14 protein-coding genes and 3 rRNA genes are annotated in these 18,927 nt (G+C 67.8%); 15 read left to right on the forward strand and 2 right to left on the reverse strand.

The features are described 5' to 3' along the window. Nucleotides 1-102: 102 nt before the first annotated feature. The 6 genes from ACRQ4C_RS06500 to ACRQ4C_RS06525 are packed head-to-tail and all read left to right on the forward strand — an operon-like array spanning nt 103 to nt 6,243. Complete coding sequence (locus ACRQ4C_RS06500) at nt 103-1,485, forward strand: MFS transporter (RefSeq protein WP_439690543.1); 1,383 nt, start codon at nt 103-105, stop codon at nt 1,483-1,485. Beyond that, nucleotides 1,482-3,218 carry a dihydroxyacetone kinase family protein gene (locus tag ACRQ4C_RS06505; RefSeq protein ID WP_439690544.1) on the forward strand — a complete coding sequence of 579 codons (1,737 nt, stop codon included), beginning with the start codon at nt 1,482-1,484 and terminating at the stop codon, nt 3,216-3,218. The genes ACRQ4C_RS06500 and ACRQ4C_RS06505 overlap by 4 nt, the downstream gene beginning before the upstream one ends. Further along, nucleotides 3,211-3,714: a ribose-5-phosphate isomerase gene (locus ACRQ4C_RS06510; RefSeq protein ID WP_439690545.1), complete on the forward strand. Its 504-nt coding sequence runs from the start codon at nt 3,211-3,213 to the stop codon at nt 3,712-3,714. Before ACRQ4C_RS06505 ends, ACRQ4C_RS06510 begins: the two co-directional genes overlap by 8 nt. Further along, entirely contained in the window at nt 3,711-4,487 is a 777-nt protein-coding gene (locus ACRQ4C_RS06515) for a triose-phosphate isomerase family protein (RefSeq protein ID WP_439690546.1), read from the forward strand. The genes ACRQ4C_RS06510 and ACRQ4C_RS06515 overlap by 4 nt, the downstream gene beginning before the upstream one ends. Continuing rightward, nucleotides 4,484-5,329 (forward strand): sugar phosphate isomerase/epimerase family protein, encoded by an 846-nt coding sequence (locus tag ACRQ4C_RS06520; RefSeq protein WP_439690547.1) that lies wholly within the window; start codon nt 4,484-4,486, stop codon nt 5,327-5,329. The genes ACRQ4C_RS06515 and ACRQ4C_RS06520 overlap by 4 nt, the downstream gene beginning before the upstream one ends. Then, the gene (locus ACRQ4C_RS06525) at nt 5,326-6,243 is read left to right on the forward strand and encodes a phosphogluconate dehydrogenase C-terminal domain-containing protein (protein WP_439690548.1); all 918 of its coding nucleotides are present in this window, start codon (nt 5,326-5,328) and stop codon (nt 6,241-6,243) included. Before ACRQ4C_RS06520 ends, ACRQ4C_RS06525 begins: the two co-directional genes overlap by 4 nt. A gap of 71 nt (nt 6,244-6,314) precedes the next feature. Here ACRQ4C_RS06525 and ACRQ4C_RS06530 read toward each other — a convergent pair whose 3' ends face one another. Both ACRQ4C_RS06530 and ACRQ4C_RS06535 read right to left on the reverse strand, forming a co-directional pair. Further along, a complete protein-coding gene (locus ACRQ4C_RS06530; RefSeq protein ID WP_439690549.1) occupies nt 6,315-7,268 on the reverse strand; it encodes a DUF1648 domain-containing protein in 954 nt (317 codons plus the stop codon). Next, nucleotides 7,265-7,615, reverse strand: coding sequence for a GntR family transcriptional regulator (locus ACRQ4C_RS06535; protein ID WP_290132227.1), 351 nt, complete (start codon nt 7,613-7,615; stop codon nt 7,265-7,267). Before ACRQ4C_RS06535 ends, ACRQ4C_RS06530 begins: the two co-directional genes overlap by 4 nt. 290 nt (nt 7,616-7,905) lie before the next feature. On the opposite strand from ACRQ4C_RS06535, the gene ACRQ4C_RS06540 reads away from it, so the two are divergent. From ACRQ4C_RS06540 to rrf, 9 genes are all read left to right on the forward strand, one after another. Next, complete coding sequence (locus ACRQ4C_RS06540; RefSeq protein ID WP_400415874.1) at nt 7,906-8,073, forward strand: hypothetical protein; 168 nt, start codon at nt 7,906-7,908, stop codon at nt 8,071-8,073. Then, on the forward strand, nt 8,070-9,047 hold the full coding sequence (locus tag ACRQ4C_RS06545; protein WP_439690550.1) for a helix-turn-helix transcriptional regulator: 978 nt from the start codon (nt 8,070-8,072) through the stop codon (nt 9,045-9,047). The genes ACRQ4C_RS06540 and ACRQ4C_RS06545 overlap by 4 nt, the downstream gene beginning before the upstream one ends. An 87-nt stretch (nt 9,048-9,134) precedes the next feature. After that, entirely contained in the window at nt 9,135-10,028 is an 894-nt protein-coding gene (locus tag ACRQ4C_RS06550; RefSeq protein ID WP_439690551.1) for an alpha/beta fold hydrolase, read from the forward strand. A 328-nt stretch (nt 10,029-10,356) separates the two neighbouring features. Continuing rightward, a complete protein-coding gene (locus ACRQ4C_RS06555; protein ID WP_439690552.1) occupies nt 10,357-11,322 on the forward strand; it encodes a C40 family peptidase in 966 nt (321 codons plus the stop codon). Nucleotides 11,323-11,358: 36 nt separating this feature from the next. Next, nucleotides 11,359-11,763, forward strand: a complete 405-nt coding sequence (locus tag ACRQ4C_RS06560) for a hypothetical protein (protein ID WP_290132222.1) — start codon at nt 11,359-11,361, stop codon at nt 11,761-11,763. Between the two features lie 9 nt (nt 11,764-11,772). Next, a complete protein-coding gene (gene rlmN / locus ACRQ4C_RS06565; RefSeq protein WP_439690553.1) occupies nt 11,773-13,005 on the forward strand; it encodes a 23S rRNA (adenine(2503)-C(2))-methyltransferase RlmN in 1,233 nt (410 codons plus the stop codon). A gap of 543 nt (nt 13,006-13,548) precedes the next feature. Further along, nucleotides 13,549-15,070, forward strand: a 16S ribosomal RNA gene (locus ACRQ4C_RS06570). Nucleotides 15,071-15,520: 450 nt separating this feature from the next. Then, nucleotides 15,521-18,647 (forward strand): 23S ribosomal RNA (locus tag ACRQ4C_RS06575). A 138-nt stretch (nt 18,648-18,785) separates the two neighbouring features. After that, a 5S ribosomal RNA gene (rrf, locus tag ACRQ4C_RS06580) occupies nt 18,786-18,902 on the forward strand. The 16S, 23S and 5S rRNA genes sit together here, the layout of an rRNA operon. Nucleotides 18,903-18,927: the final 25 nt, after the last annotated feature.

An 18,927-nucleotide genomic window follows, 5' to 3' on the forward strand; every position in this document is an offset into this window, starting at 1 on the left:
AGTCGCGGGGTGAGCGCCCACACTGGACCCCGGCGCACAGCGGCGCCCGCAGGACCCGGCGCGCAGCAGCGTCCGAACCATCCCCCCAGAGCAGGAGTCACCGTGGACATCCCCGCGACCCGAGGCATCCCGACCTCGGCGGTCGAACGATCGGCCATCCGCAAGATCGCGACACGCATCGTGCCCTTCGTGGCGCTGATGTTCTTCATCAACTTCCTCGACCGCACCGCGATCTCGTTCGCCGCCCCGAACGGTCTCGAGGCCGACCTCGGTCTGACGGCGGCGCAGTTCGGGTTCGCGTCCGGGGTCTTCTTCATCGGCTACCTCGTGCTCGAGGTCCCGTCGAACCTGGCGCTCCACAAGTTCGGCGCCCGCGTGTGGCTCGCCCGCATCATGATCACGTGGGGCATCGTCTCGCTGCTCTTCACGTGGGTGCAGAACTACCCGCAGCTCGTCGGCCTCCGCTTCCTGCTCGGTGTCGCCGAAGCGGGGTTCTTCCCGGGCGCGATCCTGTTCCTCTCGACCTGGGTCCCCGCACGTCACCGCGGCAAGATGCTCGCGCTGTTCTACCTGGCGCAGCCGCTCACCAGTGTCATCGGGTCGCCGCTCGCCGGCTGGCTGATGACCCACGAGGGACTGCTCGGCGGCCTCGAGGGCTGGCGCTTCATGTTCCTCTGCGTCTCCATCCCCGCGATCATCGTCGGCCTCCTCTGCCTCGTCGTGCTCAAGGACAAGCCGTCCCAGGCGAAGTGGCTCGACGAGGACGAGAAGACCTGGCTCGAGGGCGCGCTCGCAGCGGAGAACAAGGACAAGCAGGACGGGCACGGCGCGAAGGGCGGTCTCAAGGCAGCCTTCGGGTCCGGCCGGGTCTGGATGCTCGCCGGCGTCTACTTCGGCTTCATCTACGGCCTCTACGCGCTGAGCTTCTTCCTCCCCACGATCATCGACGGCTTCCAGCAGCAGTTCGGCACCACGTTCGACCTGTTCCAGAAGGGCCTCATCACGGCCATCCCGTACGTCCCCGCCGCGGTGGTCCTCTACTTCTGGTCCCGTGACGCGTTCCGCCGCGGCGTGCAGGTCTGGCACATCGCGGTCCCGGCCCTCGTCGGCGGCCTGTCGATCCCCGTCGCGCTCTACATGAACTCGCCGGCGGCCACCGTCGCCGTCATCGCGGTCACCGCCTGCGCGATCTTCGCCGCCCTCCCGAACTTCTGGACCATGCCGACCCGGTTCCTCTCCGGTGCGGCGGCCGCGGCGGGTGTCGCGCTCATCAACACGCTCGGCAACCTCGGCGGGTTCGCCGCGCCGTACATCACGGGTGCGCTCAAGGACGCCACGGGCGGCTACCAGCTCCCGATGTTCGTGGTCGGGTTCTTCATGCTGCTGTCGAGCGTGCTCATGGTCGTGCTCGCCCGCCGCAGCAAGGGCGAGCTGACCGGCAGCATCCGCACGGTCGAGTCCGAGCGGGCGGAGACCCGCGCATGACCCGGCTGTACAACGACCCGGCGGACTTCGCCGACGAGATGGTGGACGGGTTCGTCGCCGCGAACCGGGCGCGGGTCCGGAAGGTGCACGGCGGGGTCGCCCGCGCCACCACGAGCCCCGACGGCACCGTCGCCCTCGTCGTCGGCGGTGGCTCCGGTCACTACCCGGCGTTCGGCGGCCTCGTGGGGCACGGCCTCGCGGCGGGCGCGGCGATGGGGAACCTCTTCGCCAGCCCGAGCGCCCAGCAGGTCACCGCGGTGGCGGCCGCCGTCGACCACGGCGGGGGAGTCCTCCTCTCCTACGGCAACTACGCCGGCGACGTGCTCAACTTCGACGCCGCCGCCCGGACCCTCGAGGCGCGGGGCATCCCCGTCCGCACGGTCCGGGTGACCGACGACGTCGCCAGCGCACCGGCGGACCGGGCGCACGAGCGTCGCGGGATCGCCGGGGACCTCTGCGTGTTCAAGGTCGCCGGCGCCGCGGCCGAGCGCGGGGACGACCTCGACGTCGTCGCCACCCTCGCCGAGCGCGCGAACGACAGGACGCGGAGCTTCGGTGTCGCCTTCTCCGGCTGCTCGCTCCCGGGCGCCGACGAACCGCTCTTCACGGTCCCGGAGGGGCGCATGGCGATCGGCATGGGCATCCACGGCGAGCGGGGCATCGCGGAGGCGGACGTCCCGAGCGCGGCCGGTCTCGCGGAGTTGCTCGTCGACCGCCTGCTCACCGAGCTCCCGACCGGCGTCGTGCCGGACGGTGCCCGGGTCGTGCCGATCCTCAACGGCCTCGGCAGCGTCAAGTACGAGGAGCTGTTCGTCGTCTTCGGCAGCGTCGTCCGTCTGCTCGAGGCGGCCGGAGCGGTCGTCGTCGAGCCCGAGGTCGGCGAACTCGTCACGAGCTTCGACATGGCCGGCGTCTCGTTGACCCTCCTCTGGCTCGACGACGAACTCGAGCACCTCTGGGCAGCGCCGGCCGACAGCCCCGCGTACCGGAAGGGCGGAGCCGTGCCGGCCGAGCCGGTGTCCGAGCGGGAACTCGTCGCCGGCACCCTGGCTCCGGTCACCGTCGGCTCCGAGGCGTCCCGCCGCTCGGCGGCGGTCGTGGCCCGTGCGATCGACGCGATCCGGGCCACCGTCGACGACCACGTCGACGAACTCGGGCGCATCGACGCCGTCGCGGGCGACGGCGACCACGGCATCGGGATGCAGCGCGGCTCCACCGCAGCGGCTGCCGCGGCGCGCGACGCCGTCGAGCGCGGCGCCGGAGCCGGTGGCCTCCTCGCGATCGCCGGGGACGCCTGGTCCGACAAGGCCGGCGGCACGTCCGGTGCGATCTGGGGAGCCGCCCTGGAGGCACTGGGTCGCGTGGTCGGGGACGAGTCGCGTCCGTCCGCCGCCACCGTCGCGGACGCCGTGCACGCCGCCGCCGAGGCGGTCCTGGCCTTCGGCGCCGTCGTCGGCGACAAGACGATGGTCGACGCCCTCGTACCGTTCGACGACGTGCTGTCCGCGCGGGTCCGGGCGGGGGACGACCTCGTCACCGCCTGGTCGGCCGCCTCGTCCGCGGCCACCGCGGCCGCCAGCGCGACCGCCGACCTCCTCCCGCGCAAGGGCCGCGCCCGCACGCACGGCGAGGACGCGGTCGGCACGCCGGACGCCGGCGCGATCTCGTTCGCCCTCATCACCGCAGCGGTCCTCGCGACCCTCACCCCGCAGAAGGAAGAGCAGCATGCCTGACACCGAGCAGCCCGCGCAGCAGTTCCGTCTCGTCGTCGGCTCCGACGACGCCGGCTTCGAGTACAAGGAGACGATCAAGCGCGACCTCGAGGCCGACCCCCGCGTCGCCTCCGTGGTCGACGTCGGGGTGGACGCGGACGGGCACACCGCCTACCCGCACGTCGCCGTCGACGCCGCACGGATGGTCGCGAACGGCGAGGCCGACCGGGCGATCCTGGTCTGCGGCACCGGGCTCGGGGTCGCGATCGCCGCCAACAAGGTCCCGGGCATCCGTGCGGTCACGGCGCACGACTCCTTCAGCGTCGAGCGCTCGATCCTGTCGAACGACGCCCAGGTCCTCTGCATGGGACAGCGGGTCGTCGGTGTCGAGGTCGCGCGACGGATGGCGAAGGAGTGGCTCGGCTACACCTTCGACCCGTCCAGCGCGAGCGCCGAGAAGGTCCAGGCCATCTGCTCCTACGACGGCTCGGCGCCGGTCGGGACCGACGCACCGTGACGCTCGTCGGGGTGTCGCTGAAGACGTACTTCTCGCACGCCAGGACCCTGGAGTGGACGGCCGCGGTCGTGGAGACCGCGCGCACCCACCCCGCGGTCCGGTCGGGTGCGGTCGAGCTCTTCGTGGTCCCGACGTTCCCGGCGCTCGTGCCCGTGCGCGAGGTCATCGGCGATGCCCCGGTGCTGCTCGGGGCGCAGGACCTGGCGTGGGCGGACGAGGGCGCGTTCACCGGTGAGGTGTCCGGTGCCGAGCTGCGTGAGATCGGGGTCGACCTCGTCGAGATCGGCCACGCCGAACGGCGGCGCCTGTTCCACGAGACCGACGAGGACGTGGCGGGGAAGGTGCACGCGGCGTACCGCAACCACCTGCGGCCGCTGGTCTGCGTCGGGGAGCCGCACCGGGCCTCCAGTGCGGACGCGATCGCCGAGGTGACCGCGCAACTGGACCGCTCGCTCGCCACCGCGACCGCGGACGGTCTCGCCGGGCCGCTGATCGTCGCGTACGAGCCGGTGTGGGCGATCGGTGCGCCGGCGCCCGCGCCGGACGACCACATCGTCGACGTGCTCGCCGGGCTCGAGGCGCACCTCGCGTCGCGGCCGGAACTCACCGGCAGCACCGTGATCTACGGCGGCAGCGCCGGACCGGGGCTGCTCACCCGTGGGCAGGGCCGGATCGGCGGACTGTTCCTCGGACGGTTCGCCCACGATCCGGCCGCGATCGCCACCATCCTCGACGAGGTGCTGACCCTGCAGGAGCAGGGGGTGCGCGCATGACGTCCCTGCTCGGTCTCTCCACCTACGCCTACTCCTGGCGCATGTCCGACCGCGTCCCGGACCCGATGTCACTCGACGACGCGATGCGCGACGCGGCCTCCCACGAGGGCATCGACCTCTTCCAGGTCTGCGACCACCTCCCGCTCGACAGCGCGTCGGACGAGCGGCTCGCGGCGATCCGGACACTGGCCGACGACCTCGGCCTCACGCTCGAGGTCGGCACACGCGGCACGCACCCGGACCACCTCGCCCGGTACCTGCACGTCGCCCAGCAGCTCGGCGCGACACTCGTGCGGAGCATGTGGACGAGCGGGGACGACCAGCCCGACGCCACCGAGACCGAACGACGCCTGCGGACCGCACTGCCCGCGTACGAGCGAGCCGGCGTGACCCTGGCGCTGGAGACCTACGAGGTCGTCGCGACCGCGGACCTCGTCGCCGTCGTCGCGGCGATCGACTCCGACCACCTCGGCATCTGCCTCGACCCCGCGAACACCGTCGCGCGGCTCGAACGCCCCGCCGAGGTCGTCGCTCTGACCGCACCGTACGTCCGCAACTGGCACGTCAAGGACGCCGCGTTCACCCGGTCGCCCGGATGGGTCGGCTTCCAGTACACCGGCGTCCGTACGGGGACCGGCCTCCTCGACTACGCGGGCGTCAGCGCCGCGATCCACCCGCACCCCCGGGGGATCAACCGCGTGGTCGAGTTCTGGCTCCCGTGGCAGGACGCCGCGGCCGGGGCCGAGCCGGACGGCGACGAGACCCCCGCACAGACCACCACCCGCACCGAGGCGGAGTGGACCCAGCACACCATCGACCACATCAGGAGCAAGGAATCATGACCGACACCGCCACCACCACGCACACCGTCGCTGCCGGGTCCGGCACGGCCGACGTCACCGTCGCCGTGATCGGTGCCGGCGGCAAGATGGGCACCCGCGTCTCGAACAACTTCGCCAAGAGCGAGTACACGACGCTCTACAGCGAGGCCTCGCCCGCCGGCCAGGAGCGCATCCAGGCCCTCGGCCGGTCGCTCACCGACAGCGTCGAGGCCGCGGCGGCCGCCGACGTCGTCGTCCTCGCGGTCCCGGACGTCCTGCTCGGCAGCATCTCGGAGCAGCTCGTCCCGGCCATGAAGTCCGGCGCGACGATCCTCACCCTCGACCCGGCCGCCGCCTACGCGGGGCTGCTCGCGGAGCGCGAGGACGTCCACTACGCCGTCGCGCACCCGTGCCACCCGTCGGTGTTCCTCGAGCGCACCACGAAGGAGGAGTGGGACGACACCTTCGGCGGCATCGCCGCGCCGCAGGAGGTCATCGCTGCGTTCGACGCCTCCGAGTCCCTGGGCGACGAGGGCGACCGCGCGAAGGCGATCGCCGAGGCCGTCATCACGACCATGTACGCCCCGGTCATCCAGGTGCACTGGGTCACCGTCAAGCAGCTCGCCGTGCTCGAGCCCACCCTCGTCGAGACGATCGCCTGCATGATCGGCGACTTCCTCAACGATGCGCTCGAGGAGACCGTCACGGGCGTCGGTGTGCCCCGTGAGGCCGCCCGCGCCATGCTCTACGGCCACACCTGGATCGCCCTCACGAACGGCCTGCGCGGCTCGAACCCGTTCTCGGACGCGTGCCACATCGCGATGGGCTACGGCCGGGAGAAGCTCATCAAGGAGGACTGGAAGCAGGTCTTCGACGACAGCGAGCTCGACTCGGTGATCGCCAAGATGCTGAAGATCGACGCCGTCAAGCGCTGACCCGCCTCCCCACGAGCCGGAACGCCCCGCCGACCCCCTTCCGGCTGGGCGTTCCCCTGTGTCGGCCGGTGTCAGGCCGGCGTCCGCTCGAGCAACGCCCCGAGCGCGGCCGCACCGCGTTCGGCGTCGTCCACGGTGACCACGCGCGCGCCGCCACCCCGCAGCCGCACCACGATGCCCGGTCCGGACCGGGTGACGTACGCGATGCCCCGCCCGGAGATGCGGTACCCCCACCCGCCCCACTGCCCGGGGGAGACCTGCTCCCACCCGCACGAGTCGATGCGGTCGAGCGGCACCCGCATCACCGGGATCCGCGTCCACGCCGACGTCACCCGGAGCCCTCGACGGTCGACGGTGACCTCGACGCGGGCGAGCCAGAGCAGCGCGAGCCCTGCGACCACGACGGCGGCCCCCGCCACCACGGCGGAACCGGCGCTCGTCGTCGCCGTCCACACGGCGGTCGCGGCGCCCAGGACGACGAGGACCAGGCCGAGCACGGCGAACCACGGGCTCCCGACGTGCGAGCGCCAGGCGACACGGGCCTCCGGGCCGACGTCGAGCGGTCGGGACTCCCGGGCCGGGACCGGCGCCGCCGATCGCCACAGCGGCGGGACCGAGATCGCCGCCGCGACGACTCCGACGGCGAGGAACAGCAGCGTCCACCACGGTTCGAAGCGCTCGCTGCCCGAGCGTGCGAGCACGGCGATCACGATCCACGCCGCCGCGACGATCGGACCGAGCAACGCGGCGACGAGCACCAGCAGCGCACCCGTCCGCCGGTCCCGTGCGCGGAGCGCGAGCACGACCGTGACGGCCGATGCCGCACACACCGCGAGCGTCACCCAGAAGAACGGCCACGGCGACCCGGAGCCGTCCGCGCGTCCGTCGGCACCGAAGTGCGTCGCGATCCGTGCCGGCAGCCGCGGCGCGAGGAGTGCCCCCGTCACCGCGAGCGCCACGAGCGCCACGACGTTCGGCGCCACCACCGCCACTCGTGTCCCGATCGTCGTCCGTGTGGTCGTCATCGTGCCCCCTTCAGCATCGTGAACAGTTCGTCGAGCGGCACCCCGAGGGCGTCCGCCTGGTCACGGAGCTCCCCGACGAGGTCGCGGAGCCGGTCGAACGACGCGTTCCCGGACCGGAGCACCGTCGCTCCGCGTCCGCGTCGCAGCTCGATGAGCCCGTCCTCCTGCAGCCGCGCGTAGGCGCGGAGCACCGTGTGCATGTTGACGTCGATCGACGCGGCGAGGTCGCGGGCGGACGGCAGACGGTCGCCCGCGGCGAGGTCGCCGCGCGCGATCGCGACGCGCACCTGCGTCGCGACCTGGTCGGCCAGCGAGGCGCGCGCAGCCGGGTCGACGGTGATCAACATGTTCGCATTGTATGCGAACAATGCGGCGTGCGCACCATCGAGGTGGGGGCCCGTGGCGGCGCCGCCACGGGCCTCCAGTCCGGAGACCGGTCGTGTCCGGCGGCCCCCGTGCGAGGGACATCCAGAACGCGCGGATACGGGCGGCCTGGATGCCGCATCCGTGTGCGCCGTCCACGCCGCGCGTACCGTCGAGCCGTAGCAACGAGTCCGTTTCGTGTCCAGGGAATGCGCGGATCGACCAGTCGAGCTGCTGTGTCCTGGGCGCCGTAATGCCGTCCAGGGAGCGCACCATGACGAAGTACGAGTCGAACCGAGCAGTCGATCCGGTCCGGATCACGACGTACCGGCACCTCCGCAAGGCTGCCCGTCGCGGCTGGGCGGTCGAACAGCAGGACGCCGCGCCGACGTTGGCCGACCTGAGCTGGTCGCGAGCCACGGGTGGATCGAGCCGCACGTGACGCCGGGACGGTCCGACCGGCACCGCGGTGCCGTGCAGGACGTCGTCCACACGCTGACGGACCCCGGCGAGGCGAGTGCCCTGCTCCGCGACGTCCACAACGGTCGCCACCTGCACTTCGCCGACCACACCGCGTTCCGACTCCGCTACCGCGCGATGAGCGACGGCCGGGTGAGCCTGCGGACGTCCTCGTCGTCGTCGCGCTTCTCCGGTGTCCTGCAACCCGAGCGCCAGTACGTGCTCGCGTGGGCGGTCGACGGCGGGACCGTGATCGATGCGGACGGGCCGGCGCCCGTCACGATGCACGCCTCGGTCCCCGTCGCCTTCCCGACCGGTCGCGAGTTCACCATCGACGCCGTCGCGGGGACGCACCACTTCGTGCACTTCGGGGCGGACTTCCTCGAGGCCGTCGCCACGATGGACACCGGCGCCGCACCGCGCCCGCTGAACCTCCCCGTCGTGGTCGAGCCCGAACGGCTCGGTCCGCTCCAGGAGGTCGTCCGGGCCGTGGCTCCGGCGCTCTTCGACCGCTCGACCGTGGGCGAGGGGCGGGACGCCCTCGACCTCATGCTCGCCGAGGCCGTGCTCGCCGCCTTCGAACCGATGCCCGACAGCCACGTCGCCGGGCCGCACGCGAGCACCGTGCAGCGGGCGAAGACCTTCATGCACGCCCGCTTCGACCGCCCCCTCACCGTCCCGGAGATCGCCGAGGCCGCCGAGGTCAGCGTCCGCACGCTCCAGGAGGCCTTCCAGCGGCACGAGGGGGTCACCCCGATGGCGTTCCTCCGTGAGATCCGCCTCGAGAAGGCCCGGCTCGGCCTGCAGCTCGCCGACCCCGACGTCTCCTCGGTCGCCGCGGTCGCGATCTCCTGCGGCTTCAAGCACATGGGCCGGTTCTCCGGGGCGTACCACGAGGAGTTCGGGGAGTACCCCGGCGAGACACTCCGTCTGCGTGGTCGGACCGCCGTGCGCTGAGCCGGGCGCCGGTGGGCCGCCGCTCGTCCAGGCGATCCGTACCCCCTCCATGGCGCGTCCACGGCACCGCGCGGCTAGCGTCGAGGCATGCACGCCGACACCCGCACCGGACCGACCTCGGACGGTCAGGCACGGGCGCTGCGTCGCGACGTCGTGCGGGTGCGCGGCGAGGGCACACCCGTCCTGGTCCTGCACGGCACCCCTGGCGGGGTCGACACCGCCGACGTGATGGCACGGTTCCTGCCGTCCGACGGGTTCCGGGTCGTCACGGTCTCGCGTCCGGGCTACCTCGGCACGCCCGTCCGCCACGGCCGCAGCAGCCTCGACGACGACGCTGACCGGGCCGTCGCACTGCTCGACCGGCTCGGCATCGACCGAGCAGCCGTGTTCGCGTGGTCCGGTGGCGGACCGAGCGCCTACCGACTGGCCGTGTCCCACCCCGACCGCGTCTCGGCGCTCGTCGTCGCCGCCGGGCTCTCCGCACGCTGGACGCCCCCGCGCACGACCCCCGCCGAGTGGTTCGTGACCCAGACGCGGGCCGGCGCCCTCGCCTCCGCGCTCGCCGCACGGGTCGTCCCCGGGCTCGTGGTCCGCACGGCGATCGCCGGGGTGAGCTCGCTCCGCGGGGCAGCGCTCGACGCCCACGTCCGCGACGTCATGGCCGACCCTGGTCGTCGCCGCTTCGTGCTCGACCTCGCAGCCACGGGCAACAGCTCCGGCGCGCACCGCGAGGGCTGGCGCAACGACGTCGCGAACCTCGGCGCGATCACCTCCCTCGACCTCGGGGCGGTGCGGGTACCGACGCTCCTCGTGCACGGTGACGCGGACACCGACGTCCTGCCGGAGCACAGCGAGCGGGCTCTCCGCGAGGTGCCGGACGCCGAGCTCCTCCGGCTCCCGGGCGGGACGCACTTCGCGGTGTGGGACCACCACGAGGCCGCCGCGGTGCAGGAGCGGGTGCGGGCCCACCTCCGCGGCTGATGCCGCGGCCGACCGGGGGACAACTCGGGGGACAGCCCGGTGCACGTGCCGGTCCGGCAGGTCGGGTCCTGAGCGGACCGCCTCGCGACCGACCGGGAGGCCCGGATCGCCGCCGTCATGCGGCAGACGGCCGCCGGATGGCCGGCACCGCAGCCGTGGAGTCCATCTGAGGACCCTGCAAGGAGCGGCGGTTCCTGTGACCAACCGCAGGATCACGCCGGAACCGCCCAGCATCGCGGTCCGTCGTGACCAATACGTTACTTTCTCGGGTCGTCCCTCCGGTGGGCCGGCCCGAGCCGCCTCTCCCGAGGTCGCGACGGAAGGAACCATGGGACGCCACGCTCTGCCCGCAGCAGCCGACAGCCAGCACGCCGAAGCGCTGCCCGCACCCTCCGCTCCCTCCCCGTCGACGGCCGACCCCGTGCTCCGCCGTCCGCGCGGTCGTCGCTCCGCGCTCGGCCCCGCCGCCGCTCGGTCGACCTTCGTCCAGCCGACGAAGCAGTCCCGCGTCGTCGCGATGCGTCCCGTGCCCGTCGCGGCCGCCGGCTCCGCCGTGCTCTCCCGCACCGCGACGCTCAAGGCCGAGCGCGCCCTCGACCCCCGGCACGTGCGTCGTGCCGCGAACGCCAAGCGCGCCGCGATCCTCCTCGCACCGGCGCTGGCCGTGACCTCGAGCCTGACCCTCGCCGTGCCCGCGAACGCCGCGACCCCGTCGACCGAGGCGCACTCGGGCACGACGACCTCGCAGTCCGCGCTGGCCGGGGTCCCTGCCGCCGAGCTGCAGACCTACACCGTGGCGCACGACGTCGAGGTGCCCGTGACCGCAATCGACGGGGTCTCGACCACGACCACCGTGGTCTCCTACCCGACCGTCGTGACCCGGTTCGGTGTGACCACGGCGCAGGCCGAGTCGGCGATCTCCGCGGCGCTGTCCGCCGGCGGTGACCGTGCGACGATCCTCGCGACCGCGCTCCAGTACCTGGGGGACCCCTACGTCGAGGGCGGCGCCTCCCACTCGGGCATCGACTGCTCGGGCCTGACCATGGTCGCGTACGCCGCCGTGGGCATCCCGCTCGTGCACTACGTCCCGACGCAGGACGCCGCGGCGACGACCATCCCCGAGTCCGAGGCGAAGCCCGGCGACCTCGTGGTCTACGACAACGAGGACCACGTCGGCATCTACCTCGGCCAGGGGCTCGTCCTGCAGGCGCCGCACCCGGGCGAGGTCGTCGACATCGTCCCGATGTACCCGGCCGCGCACCACTTCGCGCGCCTCCTGCCCGCCGGGAGCTGACCCGCACCGGGCCCTCGGCCCCCGTAGGGTGGGCCCGTGACCGACCAGACCGCCGTCCGACCGTCGTCAGCGCGGTGGGCCATCGACCTCGTGGTGATGCTCGCCGCAGCGGGCGGGGTCGTCCTGTCGCTCGTCGTCGCGTGGTTGCTGTTCCTCACCGCCGCGTTCTCGGACGAGGCGAACGGACTGGCCGGTGCCCTCGGGTGGTTCGTGCTCGCGTGGCTCCTCGGTGTCGGCCTGCCCGTGACGTGCCTCGTCACCGGTGCCCGAGGTCTGCGCCGTCGTGTCGGTGCCGCTCACGGCTGGGCGATCGCCACCCTCGTGGTCGGTGTCGCGGCGACCGCGATCGGCGGTCTCGTGGTCGGGGGCGTGACCCTCGCCCTGCTGCCCGCCGCCTTCGCACCGGCTGCCGTGCCCGCCCTCGTCGTGGGCCTCCCGTAAACTGGCGTGATGGCCTCCGAGACCCGCACCCCGTTCGAAGAGCAGCGTTCTGCTCGTCCGCAGGTGCGCCCGCGCACCGAGGGCTGGACCCAGGCGCAGGACTCCGCGGGCCGCCCGCTCCTGCAGTTCGCGTCGCCGAAGCGCGGCAAGCCGCCGGTGCACCTCGCTGACCTCACGGTCGAGGAACGCGTCGAGAAGGTCAAGGAGCTCGGCTTGCCGGGGTTCCGCGCCAAGCAGCTCTCGACCCACTACTTCACGCACCACACGTCGGACCCGGCGAAGATGACCGACCTGCCGGCCGCCCAGCGCGACGAACTGGTGGCAGGCATGCTCCCGCCCCTGCTCACCGAGACCCGGCGTCTGGCGACGGACAACGGCGACACCATCAAGTTCCTCTGGAAGCTCCACGACGGGGCCCTCGTCGAGTCGGTGCTCATGCGCTACCCGGGCCGCATCACGCTCTGCGTGTCGTCCCAGGCGGGCTGCGGCATGAACTGCCCGTTCTGCGCCACGGGGCAGGCCGGGCTCACGCGGAACATGTCGACGGCCGAGATCATCGAGCAGATCGTCCGGGCGAACGCAGCGATCGCCGCCGGTGAGCTCGGGGGCGACCCTCGCAAGGGCGGCAAGGACCGCGTCGACGCCGAACGGGTGACGAACATCGTCTTCATGGGCATGGGGGAGCCCCTGGCGAACTACAAGCGCGTGATGGACGCCGTGCGGACGATGGTCGCGCCGCAGCCGAACGGCCTCGGCATGAGCGCCCGCGGCATCACCGTCTCGACCGTGGGCCTGGTCCCCGCGATCAAGAAGCTCGCGGACGAGAACATCCCGATCACCTTCGCGCTCTCCCTCCACGCACCCGACGACGAACTCCGCGACGAGCTCATCCCGGTGAACTCGCGGTGGAAGGCCGACGAGGCCATCGACGCCGCGTACGAGTACTACGCGAAGACCGGTCGCCGTGTGTCGATCGAGTACGCGCTCATCAAGGACATGAACGACCACGCCTGGCGCGCCGACCTGCTCGCCGAGAAGCTCAACGCGCGCGGTCGGGGCTGGGTGCACGTCAACCCGATCCCGCTCAACCCGACGCCCGGCTCGGTGTGGACCTCGTCCGAGCCCCACGTGCAAGACGAGTTCGTCCGCCGCCTCAACGCCGCCGGCATCCCGACGACCCTCCGCGACACCCGCGGCAAGGAGATCGACGGTGCCTGCGGTCAGTTGGCTGCGGCTGAGTAGACGGCTGGGCAGGTCTGCCTGGAGGCACGGTGCGGTTCCGCACCTGGGCCCACGCCGCCGGTTCCGAGGCGACGCGTCAGCGGCGGATCGGCCGTGCCGGTGGGGAGCCTCCTGTCGTTCCCGGGGTCGCGCTGGCACCGTCCGGGCGGCGCGGTACCCCGACTCCCGCGTGTTCCCGGGGAAGTCGGGGGACGACACGCCCGGGATGCGACACGTGTTGGCGCTGCCGTTCACCTCTGCGTAAAGTAATCACTCGTTGCCGCTGAGGCGGAGAACGGAACGGCCGGAACGGTCGCCTCCGAGTCTCGCCCGGGCAACGAACCAGCCTCTCTGACGACGTCCGCTGAACTGCGGGTCGAGTGGGGAGTGCGTCTGGTCCTTGAGAACTCAACAGCGTGCACATTGTCAATGCCAATTTATTGACCCCGTGGCCGAGCTTGCTCGGTTCGGAGACAATTCCTTTTGGATAGACAGAATTGTCAGTTGACAGTTCTTTTTGTCAGTATCAACTCGGCCATGCTTTCGGGTGTGGTTGGTAATTTTTTTACGGAGAGTTTGATCCTGGCTCAGGACGAACGCTGGCGGCGTGCTTAACACATGCAAGTCGAACGATGAAGCCCAGCTTGCTGGGTGGATTAGTGGCGAACGGGTGAGTAACACGTGAGTAACCTGCCCCTGACTCTGGGATAAGCGTTGGAAACGACGTCTAATACTGGATATGACTACTGGTCGCATGGCCTGGTGGTGGAAAGATTTTTTGGTTGGGGATGGACTCGCGGCCTATCAGCTTGTTGGTGAGGTAATGGCTCACCAAGGCGACGACGGGTAGCCGGCCTGAGAGGGTGACCGGCCACACTGGGACTGAGACACGGCCCAGACTCCTACGGGAGGCAGCAGTGGGGAATATTGCACAATGGGCGAAAGCCTGATGCAGCAACGCCGCGTGAGGGATGACGGCCTTCGGGTTGTAAACCTCTTTTAGTAGGGAAGAAGCGAAAGTGACGGTACCTGCAGAAAAAGCACCGGCTAACTACGTGCCAGCAGCCGCGGTAATACGTAGGGTGCAAGCGTTGTCCGGAATTATTGGGCGTAAAGAGCTCGTAGGCGGTTTGTCGCGTCTGCTGTGAAATCCCGAGGCTCAACCTCGGGCTTGCAGTGGGTACGGGCAGACTAGAGTGCGGTAGGGGAGATTGGAATTCCTGGTGTAGCGGTGGAATGCGCAGATATCAGGAGGAACACCGATGGCGAAGGCAGATCTCTGGGCCGTAACTGACGCTGAGGAGCGAAAGCGTGGGGAGCGAACAGGATTAGATACCCTGGTAGTCCACGCCGTAAACGTTGGGCGCTAGATGTAGGGACCTTTCCACGGTTTCTGTGTCGTAGCTAACGCATTAAGCGCCCCGCCTGGGGAGTACGGCCGCAAGGCTAAAACTCAAAGGAATTGACGGGGGCCCGCACAAGCGGCGGAGCATGCGGATTAATTCGATGCAACGCGAAGAACCTTACCAAGGCTTGACATACACCGGAAACGGCCAGAGATGGTCGCCCCCTTGTGGTCGGTGTACAGGTGGTGCATGGTTGTCGTCAGCTCGTGTCGTGAGATGTTGGGTTAAGTCCCGCAACGAGCGCAACCCTCGTTCTATGTTGCCAGCGCGTTATGGCGGGGACTCATAGGAGACTGCCGGGGTCAACTCGGAGGAAGGTGGGGATGACGTCAAATCATCATGCCCCTTATGTCTTGGGCTTCACGCATGCTACAATGGCCGGTACAAAGGGCTGCGATACCGTAAGGTGGAGCGAATCCCAAAAAGCCGGTCTCAGTTCGGATTGAGGTCTGCAACTCGACCTCATGAAGTCGGAGTCGCTAGTAATCGCAGATCAGCAACGCTGCGGTGAATACGTTCCCGGGCCTTGTACACACCGCCCGTCAAGTCATGAAAGTCGGTAACACCCGAAGCCGGTGGCCTAACCCTTGTGGAAGGAGCCGTCGAAGGTGGGATCGGTGATTAGGACTAAGTCGTAACAAGGTAGCCGTACCGGAAGGTGCGGCTGGATCACCTCCTTTCTAAGGAGCATCTGGTCTCGTGCAGTCCTCGTGGCTCGCAGGGATCCAGGCGCCGATGCAACCCGAATGTGGTTGCCGGTAGCTCATGGGTGGAACATTGACAGTGCAGTCGTCGGCGCGTCTGCCGATCTCAGTACGGCTGGTCCTTCGGGGCTGGTCAGGAACGGGTTGGTGGGCAGGCGGGGTGGCTGGTGCACGTTGTTGGGTCCTGAGGGACCAGGCTTCCCGGCCGCTTGGTCGGGGGTTGAGCCGTGACAGTCGGGGCCTTCGGGTCGTGGGTGTTGCTGGTTCTTCGATGGGCCACATGAAGCTGACGCGAGAGTGTTGGGGGAGTGTGGTGCCGATCGTATGTTGAGAACTACACAGTGGACGCGAGCATCTTAGATCGCTCGTGACGATGACCGGCTTGTGTTGGTTGTTGTTCGAGTCGATCGCAATTTTAATCTTTGTGGTCAAGTTTCTAAGAGCAAACGGTGGATGCCTTGGCATCTGGAGCCGAAGAAGGACGTAGAAATCTGCGATAAGCCTCGGGGAGCTGATAATCGAGCTGTGAGCCGAGGATTTCCGAATGGGGAAACCCCGCCAGGCGACTTGTCGACCTGGTGACTCCCGCCTGAATATATAGGGCGGGTAGAGGGAACGTGGGGAAGTGAAACATCTCAGTACCCACAGGAAGAGAAAACAACATGTGATTCCGTGAGTAGTGGCGAGCGAAAGCGGATGAGGCTAAACCGATCATGTGTGATAGCCGGCGGGCGTTGCATGGTCGGGGTTGTGGGACACGTCGCTCAGTTCTGCCGGACTGGGACGGTTACAGCGCATCATAGTCGAACCGGTTTGAAAGCCGGGCCGTAGTGGGTGCCAGCCCCGTAGACGAAATGGTGTTATGGCCGGATGTGTATCCCAAGTAGCACGGGGCCCGAGAAATCCCGTGTGAATCTGTCAGGACCACCTGATAAGCCTAAATACTCCCAGATGACCGATAGCGGACAAGTACCGTGAGGGAAAGGTGAAAAGTACCCCGGGAGGGGAGTGAAATAGTACCTGAAACCGTTTGCTTACAAACCGTCGGAGCCTCCTTGTAGGGGTGACGGCGTGCCTTTTGAAGAATGAGCCTGCGAGTTAGCGATATGTGGCGAGGTTAACCCGTGTGGGGTAGCCGTAGCGAAAGCGAGTCTGAATAGGGCGGTTCAGTCGCATGTCCTAGACCCGAAGCGAAGTGATCTATCCATGGCCAGGTTGAAGCGACGGTAAGACGTCGTGGAGGACCGAACCCACTTCAGTTGAAAATGGAGGGGATGAGCTGTGGATAGGGGTGAAAGGCCAATCAAACTTCGTGATAGCTGGTTCTCTCCGAAATGCATTTAGGTGCAGCGTTGCGTGTTTCTCGCCGGAGGTAGAGCTACTGGATGGCCGATGGGCCTCAACAGGTTACTGACGTCAGCCAAACTCCGAATGCCGGTGAGTGAGAGCGCAGCAGTGAGACGGTGGGGGATAAGCTTCATCGTCGAGAGGGAAACAACCCAGACTACCAACTAAGGCCCCTAAGCGTGTGCTAAGTGGGAAAGGATGTGGAGTTGCATAGACAACCAGGAGGTTGGCTTAGAAGCAGCCACCCTTGAAAGAGTGCGTAATAGCTCACTGGTCAAGTGATTCCGCGCCGACAATGTAACGGGGCTCAAGCACACCGCCGAAGTTGTAGATTTCGCACACTCGATAAGCCTTCGTGGTTCAGTCGTGCGGAGTGGTAGGAGAGCGTCGTGTGGCGAGTGAAGCGGCGGAGTAATCCAGCCGTGGACGCTACACGAGTGAGAATGCAGGCATGAGTAGCGAAAGACGGGTGAGAAACCCGTCCTCCGAAAGACCAAGGGTTCCAGGGCCAGGTTAATCCGCCCTGGGTAAGTCGGGACCTAAGGCGAGGCCGACAGGCGTAGTCGATGGACAACGGGTTGATATTCCCGTACCGGCGAACAACCGCCCAAGCTAATCCAGTGGTGCTAAGAGTCCTAACCCGGACCAGCGGATCCCTTCGGGGTGATGCGGGCCGGTCTAACGCTCGACCCCATGCTGGTGCGGCTAGCGTATGAACAGGTGTGACGCAGGAAGGTAGCTGAGCCAGGCGATGGTATCCGTAAGGTGAACCTGGTGTAAGGATGTAGGGCTGACGATAGGCAAATCCGTCGTCTGTACGCCTGAGATCCGACGCGTACCCGTTCGGGGAAATCAGTGATCCTATGCTGCCGAGAAAAGCATCGACGCGAGGTTGCAGCCGCCCGTACCCGAAACCGACTCAGGTGGTCAGGTAGAGAATACCAAGGAGATCGAGAGAATCGTGGTTAAGGAACTCGGCAAAATGCCCCCGTAACTTCGGGAGAAGGGGGGCCGGAACCGTGACCGGACTTGCTCCGTGAGCGGTGAAGGCCGCAGAGACCAGTGGGAAGCGACTGTTTACTAAAAACACAGGTCCGTGCGAAGTCGCAAGACGATGTATACGGACTGACGCCTGCCCGGTGCTGGAAGGTTAAGAGGAAGGGTTAGCCTTTGGGCGAAGCTCTGAATTTAAGCCCCAGTAAACGGCGGTGGTAACTATAACCATCCTAAGGTAGCGAAATTCCTTGTCGGGTAAGTTCCGACCTGCACGAATGGCGTAACGACTTCCCAGCTGTCTCAACCGCGAACTCGGCGAAATTGCACTACGAGTAAAGATGCTCGTTACGCGCAGCAGGACGGAAAGACCCCGTGACCTTTACTACAGCTTGGTATTGGTGTTCGGTGTGGCTTGTGTAGGATAGGTGGGAGACTGTGAAGCGGGCACGCTAGTGTTCGTGGAGTCATTGTTGAAATACCACTCTGGTCACTCTGGATGTCTAACGTAGGACCCTGATCGGGTTCATGGACAGTGCCTGGTGGGTAGTTTAACTGGGGCGGTTGCCTCCCAAAGAGTAACGGAGGCGCCCAAAGGTTCCCTCAACCTGGTTGGCAATCAGGTGGCGAGTGTAAGTGCACAAGGGAGCTTGACTGTGAGACTGACAGGTCGAGCAGGGACGAAAGTCGGGACTAGTGATCCGGCAGTGGCTTGTGGAAGCGCTGTCGCTCAACGGATAAAAGGTACCTCGGGGATAACAGGCTGATCTTGCCCAAGAGTCCATATCGACGGCATGGTTTGGCACCTCGATGTCGGCTCGTCGCATCCTGGGGCTGGAGTAGGTCCCAAGGGTTGGGCTGTTCGCCCATTAAAGCGGTACGCGAGCTGGGTTTAGAACGTCGTGAGACAGTTCGGTCCCTATCCGCTGCGCGCGTTGGAAATTTGAGAAGATCTATCCCTAGTACGAGAGGACCGGGATGGACGAACCTCTGGTGTGTCAGTTGTTCTGCCAAGGGCACCGCTGATTAGCTACGTTCGGACCGGATAACCGCTGAAAGCATCTAAGCGGGAAGCCGTCTTCGAGATGAGATTTCCATGCACCTTGAGTGTGAGAGGCTCCCAGCAGACTACTGGGTTGATAGGCCGGATGTGGAAGCGGGGACTAACGACCCGTGGAGCTGACCGGTACTAATAAGCCGAAGACTTGACAACACAACTATTTCCCACACTTTCGGGTGTGGGGCTCGCGTCCACTTTGTGGTTCCCGACAGACGATCGGGAACACGAAACTGAACACCGCGCATGCGCGGAACAGCTTTCGAGATTTCCCAGTGATTGGGTCGAAAGTGTTCCGGTGGTCATAGCGAGAGGGAAACGCCCGGTCACATTCCGAACCCGGAAGCTAAGCCTCTCAGCGCCGATGGTACTGCAAGGGGGACCTTGTGGGAGAGTAGGACGCCGCCGGACTCAACGTTGCAACACCAGGGAACCC

The sequence above is a fragment of the Curtobacterium sp. SP.BCp genome (genome assembly GCF_051903255.1).
Lineage (GTDB): Bacteria > Actinomycetota > Actinomycetes > Actinomycetales > Microbacteriaceae > Curtobacterium.

Bases quoted from the DNA above. Each gene is read 5' to 3' on its own strand.
- ACRQ4C_RS06505 (WP_439690544.1), top strand. From the start codon at position 1,482: ATGACCCGGCTGTACAACGACCCGGCGGACTTCGCCGACGAGATGGTG.
- ACRQ4C_RS06510 (WP_439690545.1), top strand. From the start codon at position 3,211: ATGCCTGACACCGAGCAGCCCGCGCAGCAGTTCCGTCTCGTCGTCGGC.
- ACRQ4C_RS06520 (WP_439690547.1), top strand. From the start codon at position 4,484: ATGACGTCCCTGCTCGGTCTCTCCACCTACGCCTACTCCTGGCGCATG.
- ACRQ4C_RS06525 (WP_439690548.1), top strand. From the start codon at position 5,326: ATGACCGACACCGCCACCACCACGCACACCGTCGCTGCCGGGTCCGGC.
- ACRQ4C_RS06530 (WP_439690549.1), bottom strand. From the start codon at position 7,268: ATGACGACCACACGGACGACGATCGGGACACGAGTGGCGGTGGTGGCG.
- ACRQ4C_RS06535 (WP_290132227.1), bottom strand. From the start codon at position 7,615: ATGTTGATCACCGTCGACCCGGCTGCGCGCGCCTCGCTGGCCGACCAG.
- ACRQ4C_RS06540 (WP_400415874.1), top strand. From the start codon at position 7,906: ATGACGAAGTACGAGTCGAACCGAGCAGTCGATCCGGTCCGGATCACG.
- ACRQ4C_RS06550 (WP_439690551.1), top strand. From the start codon at position 9,135: ATGCACGCCGACACCCGCACCGGACCGACCTCGGACGGTCAGGCACGG.
- ACRQ4C_RS06555 (WP_439690552.1), top strand. From the start codon at position 10,357: ATGGGACGCCACGCTCTGCCCGCAGCAGCCGACAGCCAGCACGCCGAA.
- rlmN (WP_439690553.1), top strand. From the start codon at position 11,773: ATGGCCTCCGAGACCCGCACCCCGTTCGAAGAGCAGCGTTCTGCTCGT.